The organism is Candidatus Centipeda massiliensis (assembly GCF_900290285.1).
Lineage (GTDB): Bacteria > Bacillota > Negativicutes > Selenomonadales > Selenomonadaceae > Centipeda > Centipeda massiliensis.
Window position 1 is genome coordinate 933,515 of record NZ_LT985754.1, and the last position, 20,124, is coordinate 953,638.

Sequence of the window (20,124 nt, forward strand, 5' to 3'; positions counted from 1 at the left end):
AAGCATGGATACGGAGATTCTTCGCCCGACTGCTCCCGCAGATTTTGAGCGTGCCGCGGATTTCATTCGAAGCGGCGCGCTTGTTGCATTTCCTACGGAGACGGTCTACGGACTCGGTGCAAACGGTCTGGATGCGGCGGCGTGCGCCCGTATCTATGAGGCGAAGGGGCGTCCCTCCGACAATCCGCTCATCCTTCATATCGCAGACCTTGCGATGGCGGACACCGTCGCAGCCGCTGTGCCGTCCGTCGCCGCACATCTCCTCACGGCGTTTGCGCCCGGACCCCTCACCGTCATCCTGCCGAAGGCAGCGCATATCCCCGACATCGTGACGGGAGGGCTGCCGACCGTCGGGGTGCGCTGCCCCGATCACGCTGCTGCGCGTCGTTTCATTCGTACGGCGGGTGTTCCGATTGCTGCGCCGTCCGCGAATACCTCGGGGCGTCCGAGTCCGACGACGGCAGCCATGGTTCATGCGGATATGGCGGGACGCATTCCGCTCATCCTCGATGGCGGCAGCTGCCGCCTAGGGGTGGAGTCCACAATCGTCGACTGCACGGAGGAGGGGATTGTCACCATTCTGCGCCCCGGCGCAATCACACGCGAGATGATCGCGGCGGAACTGCCGCACATCGCGGTGCGCATGGATGCGGCGCTCACAGCGGCGGACGAAGCGCCGCGTGCACCCGGCATGAAGTATACGCACTACGCACCGCGCGTACCGCTCACGGTCTATGTGGGGGCGGGGACAGATGTCGCAGCGGCACTGGGGGAGGAGATCCTGCGGCGTACGGCGGCGGGGGAGCGGCCTGCACTCATCGCAAGCAATGAGACGATTGCGGCACTCTCCGACATCATCCATGCAGCCGACACCTATCACTGCGGGGCGCGCGGCAATCACAGCGCATTTGCTGCCTGTCTCTACGACGCGCTCCGCCATTTTGACGATATGCCCGTGACCTCCCTCCTCGCTGAGGGAACGGGGGAGGAAGGACTTGGACGTGCGATCATGAATCGCCTGCGCAAGGCAAGCGGCGGGGCTGTTTGCTTTGTGTAAAGCGTGCGTACGCTGCGTAAATGCCTCGTTCTGGGAGCGCGCGAACGCAAAAAACCGACAGCCGCTCTGTTTCGAGCAAGCTGCCGGTTAGATCGCTATTATCATAAAGTTTAAACACGTTCCTTATTCAGTTGTTTGCATCGGGCAGAACACCTCTGAACTGCTCGACCGTGTATTGTACGTTCAGCTGAAACCGTTTTGGAGATCTCTGATATCATCCAAATTTGCGCGCTTGGTTTTCGAAAAACGAATCGTACAGAGGAAATTGTCACACCCCGACGTTGGGGGCAGACGGCGCCGCAGCCATTCCTTGCTGACACAATGCCATCATGAGGTTTGCTCGATTGGCAGCCTCGCATCTTCTTCAAAGAAGCATTCCCATCAGGGGGCATGGTCACCGCGCTGAATGAAATGTGTCAATAGACATTCTCCTTTCCATCATATTCACGTTTTAGGAGAGATATCTCTTTTCTTGCATTTATCATATCATAAATAACGGCATTGTGCAACCATTTTTTGGAAATGATTGGAGAAGTGTGTGTTTTCAGCATTGCTCAACCTTTTCTTTCCCCCGCGCTGTCCGAACTGTTCCGCTTATGTGGAGGACAGAGGCACGTTTTGCGCTGTGTGTGAGCGGCGGCTCATTCATGTGCACGCCCTCGCACGCCCGCAGGAGTTCTTGTCCGATCTCGACGGTATCTGGGCGTTTGCGCATTATCGTGAGGGCGTTCGCAATCTCCTGCGCGCGCTGAAATATCAAAGGAAGAAGTCTGCGCTCCCCGCACTGCACACGATCTTGGCGGCGGGCGAAGCGCCTCTTGCACAGCTGCCGCATTCCCTGACTGCCGTCGCCGTCCCCCTTGCGCCGGAACGCCTGCGCACGCGCGGATTCAATCAGGTGGAGGAGATCTTTGCGCCATGGCTTGCGGCACATGATATCACGCTCGCTCCGCTCCTCGTCCGCATGCGTGAGACGGCGCCGCTCTATGCACGTACGCGCGCAGAGCGGCGGCAGGAACTCCGCGGTGCTTTTGCCATGGCAGAGAGCGCGCATGCTGCGGGGAAGGATATCCTGCTCGTGGACGACATCATGACGACGGGAGCGACGCTTGGCACATGCGCGCGCACACTGAAGTGTGCGGGGGCACATCATATCTATGCGTTCGTTTTGGCAAGCGAGCATCTGTGATGTATGTCATAGGACATCTGCCAATGTGCTTGTAAAAAGTACGGGAAAGTCCTATAATGAATGTGTATTATTATGGGGGATTCCATCGAAAGTACCGACATGAGCCCCTATGCGGCTGTATGATCGGTGCTTTTGTTGTTTAGGAGGGGTTCTATTGCAGATGAATGGTGCACGCGCTCTCTTGGAGAGTCTGAAGGCGGAGGGGGTTGAGGTCGTGTTCGGATATCCGGGCGGCGCTGTCCTCACGCTTTACGATGAAGTGTATAAAATGAAATTCCCGCATGTTTTGACGCGCCACGAGCAGGGTGCGGCACACGCGGCGGACGGTTACGCCAGAGCCACGGGCAAGGTCGGCGTTGCCTTTGCGACCTCTGGGCCTGGCGCAACGAATCTCGTGACCGGGATCGCAACGGCACACATGGACTCCGTCCCGATGGTCTGCATCACGGGGCAGGTGGCGAATCCGTACATCGGCAAGGATTCGTTTCAGGAGGCGGACATCGTCGGCATTACGACGCCGATCACGAAGCACAACTATCTGGTCAAGGATGCAGCTGAGCTGCCGCGCGTGGTCAAGGAGGCGTTCTACATCGCACGCACGGGGCGTCCCGGCGTCGTGGTCATCGATGTGGCAAAGGATGTATTCGATACGCCGATCGACTATGAATACCCTGCCCATGTGGATCTGCACGGCTATACGGATCATATTCCGTTTGACATGGAGAGCGTAGGTGCGGCAGCCGAGGCACTGTCAACGGCGCGCCAGCCCCTTCTCTTCGTCGGGGGCGGTGTCGTGCTCTCGGATACGGCAGCGTATGTGCGCGAGATCCTTGCGCTCACGGGGATGCCCTCCGTCGCGACCCTGATGGGAATCGGCGGCGTTGCGGCAGAGACCGAGGGCTATACGGGCATGGCGGGCATGCACGGCTCCTATGCGTCCAATATGGCGATTCAGGAATGCGATCTTCTGATCGCGCTCGGCACGCGCTTCAGCGATCGCGTGACAGGGAATACGGCGGCATTTGCACCAAAGGCAAAGATTGTTCATTTTGATATCGATCCCGCGGAACTCAATAAAAATGTGCGCGTGGACATCCCCATCATAGGGGATCTGAGGCAGACGCTGCCCGCGTTCGTGGATGCCGTGCGTGCGGTGCAGGACGACCTCGCTGTGCGCTTTCGTCCATGGCGCGGTGAGGTGCTCTCAATGGAGCGCGCGCATCCGCTCGGCTGGAAAAAGTCGGAGGACATTCGCCCCGAGGAGCTCATCAGCCGTGTACGTGAGCTTGTCCCGGAGGATGCCATCTGCGTCACGGATGTGGGACAGCATCAGATGTGGGCGGCGCAGTTCTTCGGCTGCCACGAGCCGCGCCACTTCCTGACCTCGGGAGGACTCGGCACGATGGGCTACGGTCTGCCCGCAGCAATCGGCGCGAAGCTCGCCTGCCCCGATCAGGAGGTTGTGCTCATCACGGGGGACGGCAGCATCATGATGAACTGCCAGGAATTTGCGACGATGGCGGACAACGATATCGATGTGAAGATCGTCATCGTGCACAATTCGATTCTCGGCATGGTCGGACAGTGGCAGCGTCTCTTCTACAGCCACCATTACTCCGCCTCGGAGCTGAAGGGCAAGACCGACTTCGTAAAGCTCGCCGAGGCGATGGGCGTCGCAGCTTGCCGCATTGAGACGCGGGAGGAGTTTGCCGAGGTGCTGCCGCGTGTGCTGCGTGAGAAGGGCGCGCGCCTGATCGATGTGATCGTGCCGGAGGAGGCGGATGTCGTCCCGATGGTGCCGGGCGGCAAGCGGCTGGATCAGATGGTGCTGGGAGGTCGATAAGATGGATAAGTATTTGCTTGCCGTACTCGTAGACAACAAGCCCGGCGTTCTGACGCATATTGCGGGACTCATCAGCCGCCGTGCGTTCAACATCGAGAGCATCTCCGCGGGCTACACGGAGGAGACGGATGTCACACGCATCAACATCGTCGTTTCGGTCGCCTCGGAGAACGAACTGCGGCAGGTGGTCACGCAGCTCTCGAAGCTGATTGACGTGGTGAAGATCGTCAACCTCACGCAGTTTGAGTCCATCACGCGCGAACTCGTGCTCATCAAGGTACACGCGACGAAGGAGAACCGTGCGGAGATCATCGATGTGGTGAACATCTTCCGCGCGCGTATCGTGGATGTCGGCGTGGAGAATGTCGTCATCGAGCTGACGGGGGATGCGAAGAAGATTGACGCGCTCTCGGAGCTGCTCTCGGACTACGGCATCATCGAGATTGCGCGGACAGGAGCGATTGCGCTCTCACGTGGACCCGTTCCCGTGAAACAGATGTAAAGGACGCTCGTTCCATTGGGCTGACGTGCGTTCTTGTGGTACCACCTCCTCAGCGGAGGTGGCGATTAAAATGTCTAAATTTTTGAAATAAAGGAGAACTTGTCATGAATTTGAGAAAGTGGGGGCTTCTACTCCTGCCGGCTGCCTGTCTTGGGCTTCTCGGCTGCGGGCTGACAGGGGGCAATTCGGATCGCGTCATCTATGCGAATTATGATGACAGCGACGGATTCTGTGCGCAGATCAAGGATGCCTTTGCGGCGAAGGCAAAGGCGGACGGCATCGAGGTCGAGTTCCTCGACGCGAAGAACGATGGCAATATGCAGATCGACCAGCTCAACGAGGCGATCAGCAACGGCGCTGGGGCGATCATCCTGCTTGCCGCCGATGGATCGAGCATCGTGAAGACCATCGAAAAGGCGAACGATGCGGGCATTCCCATCATTACAGTCAACCGCAGTGTCGCGGGCGGAACGGTGCTGCGTGCATACTCCGACGACGTGGAGGCGGGGCGCATGCAGGGCGAGTACATGGCAACCCATCTGCCGCCGAATGCAAAGATCGTCTACCTGCATGGGGAGGGAACGCAGGGCAGTGCTGTGGGACGCTGGGAGGGGTTCAAGGCGGCGTGTCTTGACAAGCGCCCCGACATACAGCTGCTTTCCTCTGTCGATGCGGGCTGGAGCAAGGCAGAGGCGTTGAAGACGATGATGCTCTGGATGAATATGTTCCCCGAGATCAATGGCGTCGTTGCCGGAAATGATGAGATGGCGCTCGGTGCACTTGCTGCGCTGAAGGGTGCAAACCGCCTTAAGGGGTGCCTCATCTCGGGTGTGGATGCAAGTCCTGCGGGGCTTGCCGCCGTTGAGGCGGGCGAGATGGTGCAGACCGTCAAGCAGGATGCAAAGGCGCAGGGCGAGGGTGCGCTTACGCTCGCGGAGGGATTCCTGAAGGGGAATCCGCCCTCCGGCGATCTCGCCATTCCCTTTACATCCATAACAGCAGACAACGTTGCACAGGTGAAGTGAGGAGGAGAGCGCGATGAACATTCCATTCATTTCGGCGGACGCGATGAAGGACTATGCGGTGCGGACGAAAATATTCATCCTGTCCATTTCCCTGCTGGCAGCGATGCTCCTCATTGCCGTCGTAGGCATCTACTCGAACTATCAGGCACAGCAGTCGCTGGATGATATGTATCATCACAATCTGATGTCGACGCAGTATTTGAATGATGCAAATACGCGGCTGCGGAAGATCAGCGTCAATGTTCCCTACCTCCTGCAGGAGGGCGTTCCGGCGGATAACCGCAAGATCCTCGTGGATGATGTGCTCGGCAATCTAAGCGGCATCCGCCACGATATAGAGGAACTGAAGAAGATCGACACGAGCGAGCGCGCACAGGCGACGATCACGGAGCTCGACAAGAATCTGAGCATCGCCATAGATAAGGTCGGGGCGATCAACAATATGGGGACGACGCCCGAGGATCGCATTGCGATCTTTGACAATATCGCCTCACTCACGGTGATCTCAAGCAATATGGCAGTACTCACGCCGGACAACGTATTTCAGGGCAAGCAGGTCTTTGAGGCGAACAATGTGCGCTATCAGCGTACAATTTACAGCTTTGCCATCATCATCCTGATTGCGGTAGGCTTTGGCATGCTTGTGTCGCGGCGCATCGCGGACAATATCTCCGATCCGCTTGCCGCCTCCATCGGACATCTGAGTGCAGTTGCCTCCGGTGACCTCTCGCGTGAGATTCCGCGCGAACTCTCGGAGCGGCAGGATGAGATCGGTACGGTTGTCAAGGCACTCGGCAAGATGCAGGGCTTTATGAAGCAGGTGCACGAAGAGGCAGAGCAGACCGATGCGATGGTCGCGGAGCTTGAGCAGATGCTGCAGGGGCTCAACAACGATACGCAGGATATGTCTGCCGTGACCGAGGAGATGTCCGCCGGCATGGAGGAGACAGCGGCGTCCACATCGAGTGTCCAGCATCTCAGCGGTGAGCTGAATGACGGGATCAAGGGCGCGGCAGACGCAGCGCATGCGAGTGAGGAATATACGCGCGAGGTCGCGCAGCGTGCTGCCGATCTCCAGACGAGCATGGAGCAGTCGCGCCTGAACACGCGGAAGATCTACGGAGGAACGAAGTCCTCCGTGGAAGAGGCAATCGAGTCGGCGAAGGTCGTCGAGCAGATCGAGCAGCTCACACATGACATCGGAGAGATCGCCGAGCAGACGAACCTCCTCGCGCTCAACGCGAGCATTGAGGCGGCGCGTGCAGGCGAGGCGGGACGCGGATTTGCCGTGGTTGCGGGCGAGGTCGGAAAACTCGCCGAGCAGTCGCACGGAACGGCGGAGAAGATCAAGGGACTCACGGGACAGGTCACGGGATCCGTGCAGGCACTCTCGGACGGCACATTCAAGCTGCTCAGCTTCATTGATGAGAATATTCGCAGTGACTACGATCTGATGGACAAGACGGCGGTGCAGTACAAGGAGGACGCGGAGTACTTCCGCAAGAATGCTGCCGCGACCACCGCGCGCTCGCAGCAGCTCCTGAACTCTGTCAGTGAGATGAACGCGGCGATGGAGGGTATCCGCAACGCGACACACGAGGGCGCAGAGGGCAATACGCGCATCGCGGAGAAGGTTGTCTCCATGGCGGCAGAGTACGAGGACATCCTCACGAAGATCCAGAGCTTCAAGGAAGGGACGGCACGCCTCAAGAACCTTGTGGCGGCGTTCAAAGAATAACCAAATCCAAAGCCTGCCCCGCCATAGCGCGGAAGAGGCGTCTTGAACGGGAGCATGAAGCATTTCGTCTTCATGCTCTTTGTTGTTTTTTTGACTTTTTTACAAAATATCTATTGACTTTTTGACTTAAAACGATTAGTATAGACATCGTAAGTTAGCACTCAGCAAACGAGAGTGCTAACACAATAAAAAGATTTGTATGAAACTAGGAGGCAGATACCATGATTAAGCCACTGGGCGAACGTGTTGTCATTGAAGTCGCGGAGAGCGATGTCACGACGGCGAGCGGCATTGTGCTCCCCGACACGGCGAAGGAAAAGCCGCAGAAGGGCAAGGTCGTTGCCGTTGGCACAGGAAAGCTGCTCGATAACGGCGAGCGTGCTGCGATGGAGGTCAAGGTCGGCGACGGCGTTGTCTTCTCGAAGTACTCCGGCTCTGAGATCAAGGTGGACGACAAGGACTACCTCATCGTTCGAGAGAGCGATATTCTGGCAATCCTGTAATAGATCGTATTTTTGGAGGTAGTATCAATGGCAAAGCAGATTCTGTTTGACGAAGAGGCACGCCGCGCTCTTGGCCGCGGTGTGGATGCACTGGCAAATGCAGTTAAGGTTACGCTCGGCCCCAAGGGACGCAACGTTGTTCTCGACAAGAAGTACGGCGCACCGACGATCACGAATGACGGTGTGACGATCGCACGCGACATCGAGCTTGAGGATCCGTTTGAGAACATGGGCGCACAGCTCGTGAAGGAAGTCGCGACGAAGACGAACGACATTGCAGGCGACGGCACGACGACGGCAACGCTCCTCGCACAGGCGATGATCCAGGAAGGAATGCGCAACGTTGTTGCGGGCGCAAACCCGATGATCGTCAAGAAGGGCATCGAGACGGCTGTCAAGACGCTCGTCGAGGAGATCAAGAGCAAGGCGCAGAAGGTAGAGACGAAGGCGAAGATCGCACAGGTTGCGGCGATCTCCTCCGGCGATGCCGAGGTCGGCGATCTCATCGCAGAGGCGATGGAGAAGGTCGGTAAGGACGGCGTCATCACGGTTGAGGAGTCCAAGTCCATGGACACGAATCTCTCGGTCGTCGAGGGCATGCAGTTCGACCGCGGCTACATCTCCCCGTACATGGTGACGGACACGGAGAAGATGGAAGCTGTCATGGACGATCCCTATGTGCTCATCACGGATCGCAAGATCTCGTCCGTTGCAGACATTCTGCCCGTACTTGAGCAGGTTGTAAAGCAGGGCAAGCAGATCGTCATCATCGCCGAGGATCTCGACGGTGAGGCACTTGCGACCATCGTTGTCAACAAGCTGCGCGGCACGTTCAAGGCGCTCGCAGTCAAGGCTCCGGGCTTCGGCGACCGCCGCAAGGCAATGCTTGAGGACATCGCGATCCTCACGGGCGGCACGGTCATCAGCGAGGAGATCGGTCGCAAGCTCGACAGCGTGACGCTTGAGGATCTCGGTCGTGCGCGTCAGGTGCGCTCCACGAAGGAAGAGACGACGATTGTCGACGGCGCGGGCGACAAGGCACAGATCGCGGCGCGTGTCGATCAGCTCAAGAAGCAGATTGCAGACACGACGTCCGACTTCGACCGTGAGAAGCTGCAGGAGCGCCTCGCGAAGCTCTCCGGCGGTGTGGCGGTCGTAGAGATCGGCGCAGCGACGGAAGTCGAGATGAAGGACAAGAAGTACCGCGTTGAGGATGCGCTCAACGCAACGCGCGCAGCGGTCGAAGAGGGCATCGTTGCCGGCGGCGGCACGACGTTCATCGACATTCTCCCGGCGCTTGACAAGATTCAGGCTGAGGGCGATGTGAAGGTCGGGGTCGAGATCGTGAAGCGTGCAATCGAGGCTCCTGTCCGCCAGATCGCGGAGAATGCAGGTCTTGAGGGATCCGTCGTGGTTGACAGTGTCAAGAAGGCGGGCGACGGCGTCGGCTTCAACGCACTAGAGAACACCTATGTCGACATGATTGGCGCGGGCATTGTGGATCCTGCGAAGGTCACGCGCTCCGCACTCCAGAACGCCGCATCGATTGCTGCAATGGTGCTCACCACCGAGACGCTTGTCACCGACAAGCCGGAGCCGGAGGCTCCGATGCCGGCTGGTGCACCGGGCATGGGCGGTATGGGCGGCATGATGTAAGGCATACGTTCCACCGACTCTGTTTGTAAAAGTGAACTCCCTTGTGAATTCTCATGAGGGAGTTTATACTTTTGGAACACCTTTGATAATCATTTCTGTTTAGGAGTGGGATTGTGATGAAGATGAAGAAAATTGCAGCGGCAATGGCACTTGGCTGTCTGATGCTCAGCGCAACGGCGTTTGCGGAGGAAGCGCAGGATCGCACCGTACAGCAGTGCTTCCAGAAGGACGAACTCATCGTTCTCGACAAGCAGGATGTTGCCGGAGGCAAGGGCACACTCCATGGGCTCTTCTCCTTTACGCGCGACATGGCGAAGCCGGAGCAGGCCATCAAGGAGATCGGATGGATGCGCCTCGATAAGGGGGCTTCCATCGGTCTGCACAAGCACGGCGTCAACGAGGATGCGTACATCATCATCTCGGGCGAGGGAATTTTCACGGATGGTGACGGCAATGAGACGGTTGTGCATGCGGGCGATATCACCATCGCGCGCGCCGGACAGTCCCACGCACTCCGGAACGAGAAGGATGAGCCGCTCATCTTCCTCGATGTGATCGCACAGAACGACGGCATGAAACAGTAAGTGACATACAAAGGGGTACGTTTCCGAATTAGTGGAAACGTACCCCTTTTTGCTGCGTGATCGACAAATTCGACCGAAGCGATATTGTACGAATAGAAAGGCAGTGCTATACTGGATTGAGAGAAGCACAGAATTAGTTGATTCATCGCAAGGTGGACGAAAGGAGTTTTGCATGCTGAATATGGACAAGAAACTTGCAAAGCGCGAGGAAGAGGGCAAGATCATCCGTACGGGCATTGTGGGCGTGGGGCAGATGGGGCGCGGCTTGGTCGCACAGATGGTGCTCATGAAGGGCATCATGCCCGCCATCGTTGCAGATCATACGATAGATAAGGTGTTAAAGGCGTTTCGCGGCGCGGGCATCAGCGACGAGGACATCGTCGTTGCCAATACGCTTTCGGAAGCGAACCGCGGCATGGAGCAGGGCAAATACGTCGCGACGGAGAACGACGCGTTCATCTCGCACGCGAACCTCGTCGAGGTCGCCATCGACGTGACGGGCGTGCCCGAGGTCGGCGTGAAGATCGCCATTGACGCGATGAACAACAAGAAGCACGTCGTCATGATGGATGTGGAGACGGATGTTGTCATCGGCAGCTACCTCAAGAAGCTCGGTGACAAGAATGGCGTGATCTATACCGGCTCTGCGGGCGACGAGCCGGGGGCTGTCATGGAACTCTACTCCTTCGCGCGCGCGATGGGGCTTGATGTCAAGGTCATCGGCAAGGGGAAGAACAACAAGATTGACTACGCATGCAATCCCGACACCGTCTTTGAAGAGGCGACGCGCCGCAAGATGAACCCGCGTATGCTCACCTCGTTCAAGGACGGTACAAAGACCATGGTCGAGATGACGGCGATGTCGAACGCCACGGGCTTTGTCCCCGATGTGATCGGCGGACATGGTGTCAGCGGGTCGTCGGCAAATAGCTGTGCCGATCTCAATGCTGCATTCCGTCTCAAGAAGGATGGCGGTATCCTGAATCGGCATGGCGTTGTCGAGTACGTCAACGGCATCGCGCCTGGTGTCTTTGTCACCGTCGCAAGCCCGAATGAAGATGCCGCATACGTGATGGACTATCTCCAGATGGGACACGGTCCTCTTTGGACGCTGTACCGCCCCTATCACCTCTGCAACCTTGAGACACCGCTCAGCGTCGCAAAGATCGTCATCGACGGCGAGCCGACCATCATCCCGCTGGACGGTCCCGTCAGCGAGTGCATCACCGTTGCAAAGCGCGATCTGAAGGCGGGGGAGAACCTCGACGGCATCGGCGGCTACACCACCTACGCCTCGATTGCCACGGCAGAGGAGACCTACAAGAACGGTTACGTCGTCTACCCTCTCGTCAACAAGAATGCACGCATGAAGTGCGACGTCCAGAAGGGCACCCTTCTCACCCTCGACATGGTCGACCTTGACACATCGACGCAGCTCTATCAGGTGCGCAAAGAGCAGGATCGGATGTATGACAATGGGTATGGGCTGAAGTAAGCGTGGAAATTGATAAATGCGGCTCTGCAAAACAAAGATTTCGCAGAGCCGCATTTATGTTTTCTATCCAATTTTTTCGAGCAGTGCATCGTGCAATGTCTTGGAGAAGTTGATCCCCTGTGAGCGGGCGCGGTCATTCAGCCAGGCGGGGATAGTCAGTGTCTTTTTGACGGAGCGGCTTGCCTTTGCAAGGTTGATATTTGCGCGAATGAGTGTGGGATAGGAGGTCTCTTCTCTTGGAATGGACTGCATGGGGCGTGCTGCAGGGAGCTTGTCTCCGCGCGCGAGCGATTCTACAAGTTCGCAGGCAAGTGCCTCTGACGCATTTGTGAGTAGTTCATCCAGCGTGTCAGCGAAGGTCTGACAGCCGAGAAGGTCTGGAAACTCCGCCCAGAGTCCGTCAGGGTCTTCGTGTATGATAGCGGGATATATGTATTGCATGGAAGCCTCCTATTATTTCAGACCGGTTCTTTTCAGTATTGCATTGAGAAGTCCGGACGGGATATCTTTGCCGTGAATCGGAATGATTTCCGTTGCATTTCCTTTGCGCAGCTTATGATGACTGCCGTTGATGTGAACGACTTTCCATCCGTTTTGTAGGAGTAGTCTGAGCAGATCTTTATCTCTCATGGAAACACTCCTTTCGTGAAATAATTATAACACGTATATACGTATCTATCAAGTTTGAGAAATAAGCAGAGACTTGAAAGCAATCCTCTCCATGCAAATTGTCACGTATGAGATAATTACTTCACAGAAGTGACAATAAAAACAAAAAATGACGAAAAACCGCTGTGAAACACCAAATTCACAGCGGTTTTTCTTGTCTTATTTTCGTATTCAAGTTATATTCAGCTTGTCAGGACGACAAACGCGCGAATACTTCACAAATGTGAAAGTATATTCTCCGAGGAGGAAAACAATATGCAGGCTGTGGATAAACGGATCCTAATCAAGGCAGCAAATCTCTACTATACAGATGGTTTGAAGCAGAGCGAGATCGCCGCACGCCTCGGTGTCGACCGCACGACAGTGAGCAAGTACCTTAAACGAGCACTTGTGGCGGGCATTGTCCGCATCACCGTTGAGACGGACAGCAACGAGGAGCTTGAGAGTGCACTGGAACGTCGCTTCGGACTTCGAGAGGCATACGTCGTCGCCCACAGCATTGACCTTGAGCAGGTCAAGCGGCGTATGGCACAGGCAGGGCTGAGTCTCCTGAGACGTATTGTGACCGACGGGCAGACCATCGGTCTCGCGTGGGGGACGAGCATCCGCGAGCTGACGCGCTATGCGGCGGCAGAGCGCCTGCATCCCGTCGACGCGGACTTTGTTCCGCTCGACGGCGGTCCTGAGAGCGTCGATAGCGATCTCCATGTGAATACGCTCTGTTATGAGCTGGCAAACGCATTTGGCGGACGCAGCCACTACATCTACGCTCCGGCGATTGCGCGTACGGCGGAGATTGCAGCGGCGATCCGACAGGATGTGAACTTCGAGCAGATCATGCAGTTCTGGGAGCGACTGGACATCGGCATCGTCGGCATCGGTGCACCTGTGAAGTCCTCGAACCTCGTCTGGATGGGCAGCTTCGGCAGAGAGGCGATTGAGAGTTTGCTGCGGGAGCGTGTGGTCGGCGAGATCTGCTCCATGTTCTACGACATCCAAGGGAAACCCGTTACCACAGAGTTCCATGACCGCATCATCGCCGTTGAGCTCGAACGCCTCCGTGCACTCGACTACAGCATCGGCATGGCGGCATCACGCGAGAAGGTGCCTGCGATCCTCGGAGCACTGCGCGGACATTACATCAACGTCCTCATCACGGATGAGGAGACCGCAAAGATTCTTTTGAATGAGTGAAAGGAGCGATCACGATGCTCTGGCTTGCTCTGATTGCCGTACTCATGTGGGTGCTCCAACTTGTCCTGAGCATCCTGCAGTTCCGACGCTTCGCGGCACATGTAAAGGAGATGCGCCGCGAGGGACGCGTCGCCATCGGCAAGGCGAAGGGACGCTTTGTCGCAGGTGCCATCGTCCTCTTCGTCATCGATCCTGCGCGCAACATCGTGCGCGGAGAGATCATGAAGGGCGTCACCGTATTCGCGGGCTTTCGTTCCTTTGATGATTTCACGGGCAGAAATCTGCTCGATCTCACGGAGGCGGATGTCGCCTCCTACGACCGTCAGACGCGCCGCGCCGTACTCGGTGCACGCGAGGAGTACATCATCTATCAGGAGCAGGGGGAGACCCTTGCCACTCACGCCTAAGGAAATGCTGAATTTCTCATCTTCCATCTGAAAGGAGACCTATTCATGGATACCTTGATTCTCTTTGCCGAGGGCTTCATCGGCATGTTCAACAAGGGCGGCGAAACCCTCATCGGCTGGGTTTCGGGCATCATCCCCACGCTCGTCTGCCTGCTCGTTGCGATGAATGCGATTGTGCTCTTCGTCGGCAACGAGCGCGTCGAGAAGTTCGCCCACCTCTGCGCGGGCAACCCCATCTCGCGCTACGTCGTCCTCCCGTTCATCGGCGTCTTCTTCCTCTGCAACCCGATGGCACTCTCGCTCGGCAAATTCCTGCCCGAGTACTACAAGCCCTCCTACTATGCGGCGGCATCCTCCGCATGCCACACGATGAATGGCATGTTCCCGCACGTCAACCCGGGCGAGATGTTTGTCTTCCTCGGCGTCGCGAACGGCATCACAACCCTTGGACTGCCGTACACCGATCTCGCACTGCGCTATCTGCTTGTCGGTCTCATCGTCAACTTCCTGCGCGGCTGGCTGACGGACTTTACAACGGCATACGTGCAGCGTCAGCAGGGCGTGCAGCTCAGCAAAGAACCCGCAGTTCTCAAGAGCTAAGGCAATCGGAGAGGAGAACATATCATGAGCGAATACAAGAGCGTTATCGTATCGGCAGGCTCGGGCGGCTTTGGCGGGCCTCTTACCCTCACGCCGGATGAGAAGCGGAACAAGATCGTCAACATAACGGGCGGCGTGATCTCGGATGTTGCCGTGCGCCTTGGCGAGATGACGGGCGCAGAGGTCGTGGACGGATTCAAGACCAGCGTCCCCGAGGATGAGATCCTCGCGGCAGTCATCGACTGCGGCGGTACGCTGCGCTGTGGCATCTACCCGCAGAAGCGCATCTTCACCATCAACATCAAGCAGACGGGACCCTCGGGTCCGCTCGCGCAGCACATCAAGCCCGACATCTACGTCTCGGCGGTCAAGCCCGCAAACATTTCATTCAGCGACGGCACAGTTGCGCCTGCGCCAGCTCCTGCAGCGGCGCAGACGGAGGAGGCAAAGCCGAAGTACGACACCTCGAAGAAGATCACGGAGCAGTCCGGCAGCCTCATGGCAAAGGTCGGGCAGATGATGGGCGGCATCGTCGCGACATTCTATCAGGCGGGACGTGAGTCCATCAATACGCTTATCACGACGATTCTGCCATTCATGGCATTCGTCTCCATGCTCATCGGTGTCATTCTCGGCTCGGGCTTCGGCGACTTCGTCGCCCACTTTGTCTCGCCGCTCGCGGCATCTCCGATTGGGCTCGTCATCCTCGCGCTGATCTGCTCCTTCCCGCTCCTTTCCCCGTTCCTTGGACCAGGGGCGGTCATCGCGCAGGTCGTCGGCGTGCTCATCGGCGTTGAGATCGGACTCGGGCACATCCCGCCGAACCTCGCGCTCCCCGCAGTCTTCGCCATCAACGTTCAGTGTGCCTGTGACTTCATCCCCGTCGGACTCGGACTCGCTGAGGCGGATGCAAAGACCGTCGAGATCGGCGTGCCCGCCGTCCTCTACTCACGCTTCATGACAGGTCCTCTTGCGGTCATCATCGCGTGGGTCGCAAGTGCCGGACTTTACGAGAACTGAGTTGTTTCGCTGGAAAATCGTGCAGAAGGAGAATAGATTATGAGCTGGTTGCATCTCGAAGGAAAAACGGCTATTGTTACGGGCGGCGCATCGGGTATCGGCAAGGCGGTCGCGGAGGGATTTTTGGAGCAGGGAGCGAATGTCGTCGTCTGCGATATGAACCCCGAGGCTCCCACATTTGAAGACAAACGCGGCAAGATGCTCTATATTGTCACCGATGTCACGAAGCGAGCGAGCGTCGAGGCCATGGTGGAGAAGGCAAAGAAGCGGTTCGGCAGCATCGACATCCTTGTCAACAACGCGGGCATCAACATCCCGCGCCTCCTCGTCGATCCGAAGGATCCGCACGGAAAATACGAACTGGACGACAGCGTATTCGAGAAGGTCACGGCGGTCAACCTGAAGGGCGTCTATCTCTGCGCACAGGCAGTCGGCCGTGAGCTCGTCGCGCAGGGACACGGCGTGCTCATCAACATGAGCTCCGAGAGCGGCATCGAGGGCTCCGAGGGGCAGAGCATCTATGCTGCGACGAAGAACGCTGTCAACTCCTTTACACGCTCATGGGCGAAGGAGTTCGGCAAGTACGGCGTGCGCGTCATCGGCGTTGCACCCGGCATCCTTGAGGCGACGGGGCTGCGCACGCTCGCATACGAGGAGGCGCTTGCCTACACGCGCGGCATCACGGTCGACGATCTGCGCAAGGGGTATGCGAGCACGAAGACCACACCGCTCGGTCGCAGCGGCAAGCTCTCCGAGGTTGCCGACCTCGTCGTCTACCTCGCCTCCGAGCGTGCTTCCTACATCCACGGCGTTACGTACAACGTCGCGGGCGGCAAGACGCGCGGCTAGGGACAGACATACAGTGGAATATCACGTGCAACAGGAGGATGCTGCATGAAATACTATTGCGAAATCACGAGCTGGGGCGATGAGGCGCTCCTCTTCCTCGATAATCCGGAGGCCAACTTCATCATTATTTTCAACAATAATGCGCCAGCAGAGCTAGCTGCGTTCTCCGTCCTCCACACGCCGGGAAACTACAATGCGGATCCCGCCGTCGGCGATATGATGGTGGTCTGTGAGAAGGCGTTCACGATTACGGCGATTGGCGATGAGGCTCTCGATACGCTCAAGGAGATGGGGCACTGTACGCTTTCGTTCAAGGGCGGTGAGGTGGCGGAGCGTCCGGGCTGCATCATGCTGCAGGGGGATGCACCGCTGACGAAGGACGATATCAGCGCAGGGATGACCATCGAAATTTTCTAATCGAGTTCCTTTCGGGGCTGTCGTTTTGCGGCAGCCCTTTTTTGGTGCGCGTACAGAGAATAGTCACTTTACTAATGGAGGGGGATATAGTATGATGAGAAGGACAGAAACGGCAGCGAAGGTGAAGCGCCGTAGGGCAAAAGCAGGCATGACGAAACGTACGTACTTGCCCCTTATCCTGGGGCAGTGCGTTTTCGTGAGACAGGAGGATGCAGCATGAAATTCTATTGCGAAGTCACGAGCTGGGGCGAGGAGTCACTTCTCTTCCTCGACGATCCAAACGCGAACTTTATCATCGTATTCAACGACAATGCGCCGGTGGAACTTACCGACTTCTCCGTCCTGCACACACCGGCAAACTACAACGAGGATCCCGCCGTCGGCGACACGATGATGATCTGCGACAAGGCGTTTACGATCACTGCAATCGGAGATGAGGCGCTGCATACACTGAGGGAACTCGGTCACTGCACGTTTTCGTTCAAGGGGGGCGATACGCCGGAGCGTCCGGGCTGTATCATGCTGCAGGGGGATGTGCCGCTTGCGAAGGATGATGTCAAGATAGGCTCGACCATCGAGGTGCATTGAGGGCGTACGGATAAAACAGCTGCCGTCGTGGCATATCCTTTCTGTGTCGACCAATCGGGCTGTTGTACGAAGGTTTTTCCGACTCGTACAGCAGCCCCACCTTGTTATGTGGAGGATCGCGGGCACAGTGCGGGCAAAAAAGATGCGCTAAGATGGCGCGGCTGAATTTATCAGTGCTTCCTAAAGCTGTGAGGTGTATGTCTGCATGAACGATGAGAAAAATCTTGCGTGGCCGGTTTATCTGCTCCTGCTCGCAATCATATCATTTCAGATCCTCTTTGGAATCGGCGGGACGGCGCTGCTTGACCCAGACGAACCGGTCTATGCGGAGACGGCAAAGGAGATGATTCGCTTCGGCGATTATCTTTCGCCCCGCATTTACAATGAGTTCTGGTATGACAAGCCTCCTGTTTTTTATTGGCTTGTTGTGGGATCTCTCAAGATATTCGGGGGCTTCAACGAGCTTGCAGCACGCCTTCCCGCCGCGCTCATGGCGATCGGCTCCATCCTCATGACGGCACTCGCGGGGGCGCGCCTCTTTGGTGCGCGCGCGGGGTTTTGGTCGGGACTTGTCATGGGGACGAGCATCATCCTCATGTATATGGGGAAGGCGTCCGTGACGGACTCGACGCTGCTCTTCTTTATGACGGCAGCACTCTTCTCATTCATTCATCGACAGTATTGGCTGATGTACCTCGCCTGCGGGATTGCGGTGATGACAAAGGGACCGATTGGGGTCGTTTTTCCTGCGGGGATCGTTTTTTTCTATCTGCTCGCGACGCGTCAGCTTGAGCAGCTCTTTCGCATGCACATTCTGCGGGGACTTCTCCTTGTCGTTGCCGTGGGGCTGCCATGGTATCTCTATATGTACGAGGTGCACGGCATGGCGTTCATCTACGAGTTTATCGGGTTCCACAACATCAGCCGATTTACGGCGCCGCTGCATCCCGTGCGTGCGCATTGGTGGTTCTACCTGCCCGTCCTCATCCTCGGCTTCTTTCCATGGACGGGCATCCTCATCCAGTCGGTCAAGAATGCCTTCCGCCACAGCTTTGGCGAGGAGGCGCAGCAGCTTACGTTCTTTCAGGTGTGGTGGATTTTCGTCCTCGTATTCTTCTCGATTGCAAAGACGAAACAGGTCTCCTATATGCTTCTGCTGACGCCAGCACTCTCGACCATCATCGGGTGGAATCTCGCTCGTATGTTGGACGACTGGCGGCAGACGCATTTCGCGTGGGCGGGCGGGAGCGCGCTCATGTTCCTCCTGCTCGGTCTGGGCTGGCTAATGAGTGGAGACAGCCTCGCGGCGCTCGCCGAGGGCGGTCTCTGGCTCGGTGTGATCACGCTCGTTCTCGGAACGGCGATTGTTTACACCATTACGGCATCGCACAACCTCTTTGCCGCAGCATGGCTGCACGTCACTGCGGGTGTGGTGACGATGGTGATTGCCTTCGGCTTTATGATGCCCGCGATCGAGGGACATTTCAGTGTAAAACAGGTCGCGCTCCACTACGCAGCGAACTATCACGCCGCTGCTGAGGCGGAGGGGCGTGCCCTCTACATCGACAAGCAGCTGCGCCCGGGCGTCATGCTCTACACGGATATCCCGGGTATTGAGGCGGATACGAACCATGCGGAGTCGCTTGCGGCGCTGCGCGCGGATGCGCGCCCGAAATATATCATCATGCGTGAATCTATGTATAAAAAGATGATGAAGGAGTTGGGCGCGGAGAACTGGCAGCTCGTTGAGGAGCGCGATGGACTCTGTATCTTTAAGGATGATAAGGAATGAGTACCCCTGTCCTCTATCTCGTTGTGCCCTGTTACAACGAGCAGGAAGTGCTGGCTGATACGGCGGATAAATTGGAGCGCAAGCTGAGACAGCTGATGGACGCGGGCAAGGTCGGTGCGAAGAGCCGCATCGCCTTCGTCAACGATGGCAGTCGTGACCGTACATGGGAACTCATTCGCCGCTGTACGGAGCGCAGCCCTCTCTTTTCTGGGATCAATCTCGCACACAATGAAGGGCACCAGAATGCGCTGCTCGCGGGTCTCATGACCGTGCGCCCCTATGCAGATGTGACGATCAGCATGGATGCTGACCTGCAGGATGATATCGATGCGATTGATGCCATGCTGGAAAAGTACGCAGCGGGTGCAAACATCGTCTATGGCGTGCGCGAGAACCGCGCCTCGGACACCTTTCTCAAGCGCTTTACTGCAGAGACCTTCTACCGTGCCATGCGCGCCCTCGGGGCGGACATCGTGTTCAACCATGCGGACTTCCGCCTGATGGATCGGCGCGCACTCGCCGCGCTTGCGGAGTATCCGGAGGTCAACCTCTTCCTGCGCGGCATCGTGCCCATGATCGGTCTCACGCACGATATCGTCTACTACACGCGCAGACAGCGCCTTGCGGGCGACTCGAAATACCCGTGGCGACGCATGGCTGCGTTCGCATGGGAGGGTGTGACCTCCCTCTCGGCACGCCCCATACGCCTCATCTCGCAGATGGGCATGTGCATCTCCTTGATCAGCGGGGGGATGCTCGTATGGTCGATTGTACGACACTTCACAGGGGAGACCATCGTCGGATGGACGAGCCTTGTCGTATCGCTCTGGTTCCTCGGCGGACTCATCCTCCTCTCCATCGGCGTCATCGGTGAGTATGTCGCAAAGATCTACCTCGAGGTCAAGCGGCGTCCGCGCTACCTCGTGCAGGATTTTATCGACGGGAATGCGGTGGAGAAAAAATAATTCTGCTCGCGAAAAATTTTTTGGGAGAAAA

At 57.4% G+C, this 20,124-nt stretch carries 21 protein-coding genes; 19 read left to right on the plus strand and 2 right to left on the minus strand.

The window, feature by feature from the left end; all coding sequences use genetic code 11:
* Nucleotides 1-4: 4 nt before the first annotated feature.
* The 10 genes from C8273_RS04635 to C8273_RS04680 all read left to right on the plus strand — a co-directional run bounded on the left by C8273_RS04635 (nucleotide 5) and on the right by C8273_RS04680 (nucleotide 11,592).
* Nucleotides 5-1,057 carry an L-threonylcarbamoyladenylate synthase gene (locus C8273_RS04635; RefSeq protein WP_106626595.1) on the plus strand — a complete coding sequence of 351 codons (1,053 nt, stop codon included), beginning with the start codon at nucleotides 5-7 and terminating at the stop codon, nucleotides 1,055-1,057.
* Nucleotides 1,058-1,595: 538 nt separating this feature from the next.
* Complete coding sequence (locus C8273_RS04640; protein ID WP_106626596.1) at nucleotides 1,596-2,246, plus strand: ComF family protein; 651 nt, start codon at nucleotides 1,596-1,598, stop codon at nucleotides 2,244-2,246.
* Between the two features lie 160 nt (nucleotides 2,247-2,406).
* Nucleotides 2,407-4,089: a biosynthetic-type acetolactate synthase large subunit gene (ilvB, locus tag C8273_RS04645; RefSeq protein ID WP_106626841.1), complete on the plus strand. Its 1,683-nt coding sequence runs from the start codon at nucleotides 2,407-2,409 to the stop codon at nucleotides 4,087-4,089.
* Nucleotide 4,090: 1 nt separating this feature from the next.
* Entirely contained in the window at nucleotides 4,091-4,591 is a 501-nt protein-coding gene (ilvN, locus tag C8273_RS04650; RefSeq protein ID WP_106626597.1) for an acetolactate synthase small subunit, read from the plus strand.
* Nucleotides 4,592-4,695: 104 nt separating this feature from the next.
* Nucleotides 4,696-5,616, plus strand: a complete 921-nt coding sequence (locus C8273_RS04655; RefSeq protein WP_106626598.1) for a sugar ABC transporter substrate-binding protein — start codon at nucleotides 4,696-4,698, stop codon at nucleotides 5,614-5,616.
* 13 nt (nucleotides 5,617-5,629) lie between these two features.
* Entirely contained in the window at nucleotides 5,630-7,354 is a 1,725-nt protein-coding gene (locus C8273_RS04660; protein ID WP_106626599.1) for a methyl-accepting chemotaxis protein, read from the plus strand.
* 221 nt (nucleotides 7,355-7,575) lie between these two features.
* On the plus strand, nucleotides 7,576-7,857 hold the full coding sequence (groES, locus tag C8273_RS04665; RefSeq protein WP_006692792.1) for a co-chaperone GroES: 282 nt from the start codon (nucleotides 7,576-7,578) through the stop codon (nucleotides 7,855-7,857).
* Nucleotides 7,858-7,884: 27 nt separating this feature from the next.
* On the plus strand, nucleotides 7,885-9,513 hold the full coding sequence (gene groL / locus C8273_RS04670) for a chaperonin GroEL (RefSeq protein WP_106626600.1): 1,629 nt from the start codon (nucleotides 7,885-7,887) through the stop codon (nucleotides 9,511-9,513).
* Between the two features lie 116 nt (nucleotides 9,514-9,629).
* Entirely contained in the window at nucleotides 9,630-10,097 is a 468-nt protein-coding gene (locus C8273_RS04675) for a cupin domain-containing protein (protein WP_106626601.1), read from the plus strand.
* Nucleotides 10,098-10,269: 172 nt separating this feature from the next.
* Nucleotides 10,270-11,592, plus strand: a complete 1,323-nt coding sequence (locus tag C8273_RS04680; protein WP_106626602.1) for an NAD(P)H-dependent oxidoreductase — start codon at nucleotides 10,270-10,272, stop codon at nucleotides 11,590-11,592.
* Between the two features lie 63 nt (nucleotides 11,593-11,655).
* Here C8273_RS04680 and C8273_RS04685 read toward each other — a convergent pair whose 3' ends face one another.
* Together C8273_RS04685 and C8273_RS04690 are read right to left on the minus strand one after the other, a co-directional pair.
* Nucleotides 11,656-12,033: a type II toxin-antitoxin system HicB family antitoxin gene (locus C8273_RS04685; RefSeq protein WP_106626603.1), complete on the minus strand. Its 378-nt coding sequence runs from the start codon at nucleotides 12,031-12,033 to the stop codon at nucleotides 11,656-11,658.
* A gap of 12 nt (nucleotides 12,034-12,045) precedes the next feature.
* Nucleotides 12,046-12,222 (minus strand): type II toxin-antitoxin system HicA family toxin, encoded by a 177-nt coding sequence (locus C8273_RS04690; RefSeq protein WP_106626604.1) that lies wholly within the window; start codon nucleotides 12,220-12,222, stop codon nucleotides 12,046-12,048.
* A 294-nt stretch (nucleotides 12,223-12,516) separates the two neighbouring features.
* Here C8273_RS04690 and C8273_RS04695 point away from each other — a divergent pair, with 294 nt between their 5' ends.
* The 9 genes from C8273_RS04695 to C8273_RS04735 all read left to right on the plus strand — a co-directional run bounded on the left by C8273_RS04695 (nucleotide 12,517) and on the right by C8273_RS04735 (nucleotide 20,093).
* A complete protein-coding gene (locus C8273_RS04695) occupies nucleotides 12,517-13,455 on the plus strand; it encodes a sugar-binding transcriptional regulator (protein ID WP_106626605.1) in 939 nt (312 codons plus the stop codon).
* A 14-nt stretch (nucleotides 13,456-13,469) separates the two neighbouring features.
* On the plus strand, nucleotides 13,470-13,862 hold the full coding sequence (locus C8273_RS04700) for a transcriptional regulator GutM (RefSeq protein ID WP_106626606.1): 393 nt from the start codon (nucleotides 13,470-13,472) through the stop codon (nucleotides 13,860-13,862).
* A 45-nt stretch (nucleotides 13,863-13,907) separates the two neighbouring features.
* Nucleotides 13,908-14,462, plus strand: a complete 555-nt coding sequence (srlA, locus tag C8273_RS04705; protein WP_106626607.1) for a PTS glucitol/sorbitol transporter subunit IIC — start codon at nucleotides 13,908-13,910, stop codon at nucleotides 14,460-14,462.
* A 24-nt stretch (nucleotides 14,463-14,486) separates the two neighbouring features.
* A complete protein-coding gene (gene srlE, locus C8273_RS04710; RefSeq protein ID WP_106626608.1) occupies nucleotides 14,487-15,482 on the plus strand; it encodes a PTS glucitol/sorbitol transporter subunit IIB in 996 nt (331 codons plus the stop codon).
* A gap of 39 nt (nucleotides 15,483-15,521) precedes the next feature.
* Nucleotides 15,522-16,331: an SDR family oxidoreductase gene (locus C8273_RS04715; RefSeq protein WP_106626609.1), complete on the plus strand. Its 810-nt coding sequence runs from the start codon at nucleotides 15,522-15,524 to the stop codon at nucleotides 16,329-16,331.
* Nucleotides 16,332-16,376: 45 nt separating this feature from the next.
* Nucleotides 16,377-16,748: a PTS glucitol/sorbitol transporter subunit IIA gene (locus C8273_RS04720; protein WP_106626610.1), complete on the plus strand. Its 372-nt coding sequence runs from the start codon at nucleotides 16,377-16,379 to the stop codon at nucleotides 16,746-16,748.
* A gap of 216 nt (nucleotides 16,749-16,964) precedes the next feature.
* Entirely contained in the window at nucleotides 16,965-17,336 is a 372-nt protein-coding gene (locus C8273_RS04725; RefSeq protein WP_106626611.1) for a PTS glucitol/sorbitol transporter subunit IIA, read from the plus strand.
* Nucleotides 17,337-17,541: 205 nt separating this feature from the next.
* Entirely contained in the window at nucleotides 17,542-19,128 is a 1,587-nt protein-coding gene (locus tag C8273_RS04730; protein ID WP_106626612.1) for an ArnT family glycosyltransferase, read from the plus strand.
* Nucleotides 19,125-20,093 carry a glycosyltransferase family 2 protein gene (locus C8273_RS04735; RefSeq protein WP_106626613.1) on the plus strand — a complete coding sequence of 323 codons (969 nt, stop codon included), beginning with the start codon at nucleotides 19,125-19,127 and terminating at the stop codon, nucleotides 20,091-20,093. Before C8273_RS04730 ends, C8273_RS04735 begins: the two co-directional genes overlap by 4 nt.
* The last annotated feature ends 31 nt before the right edge of the window (nucleotides 20,094-20,124 follow it).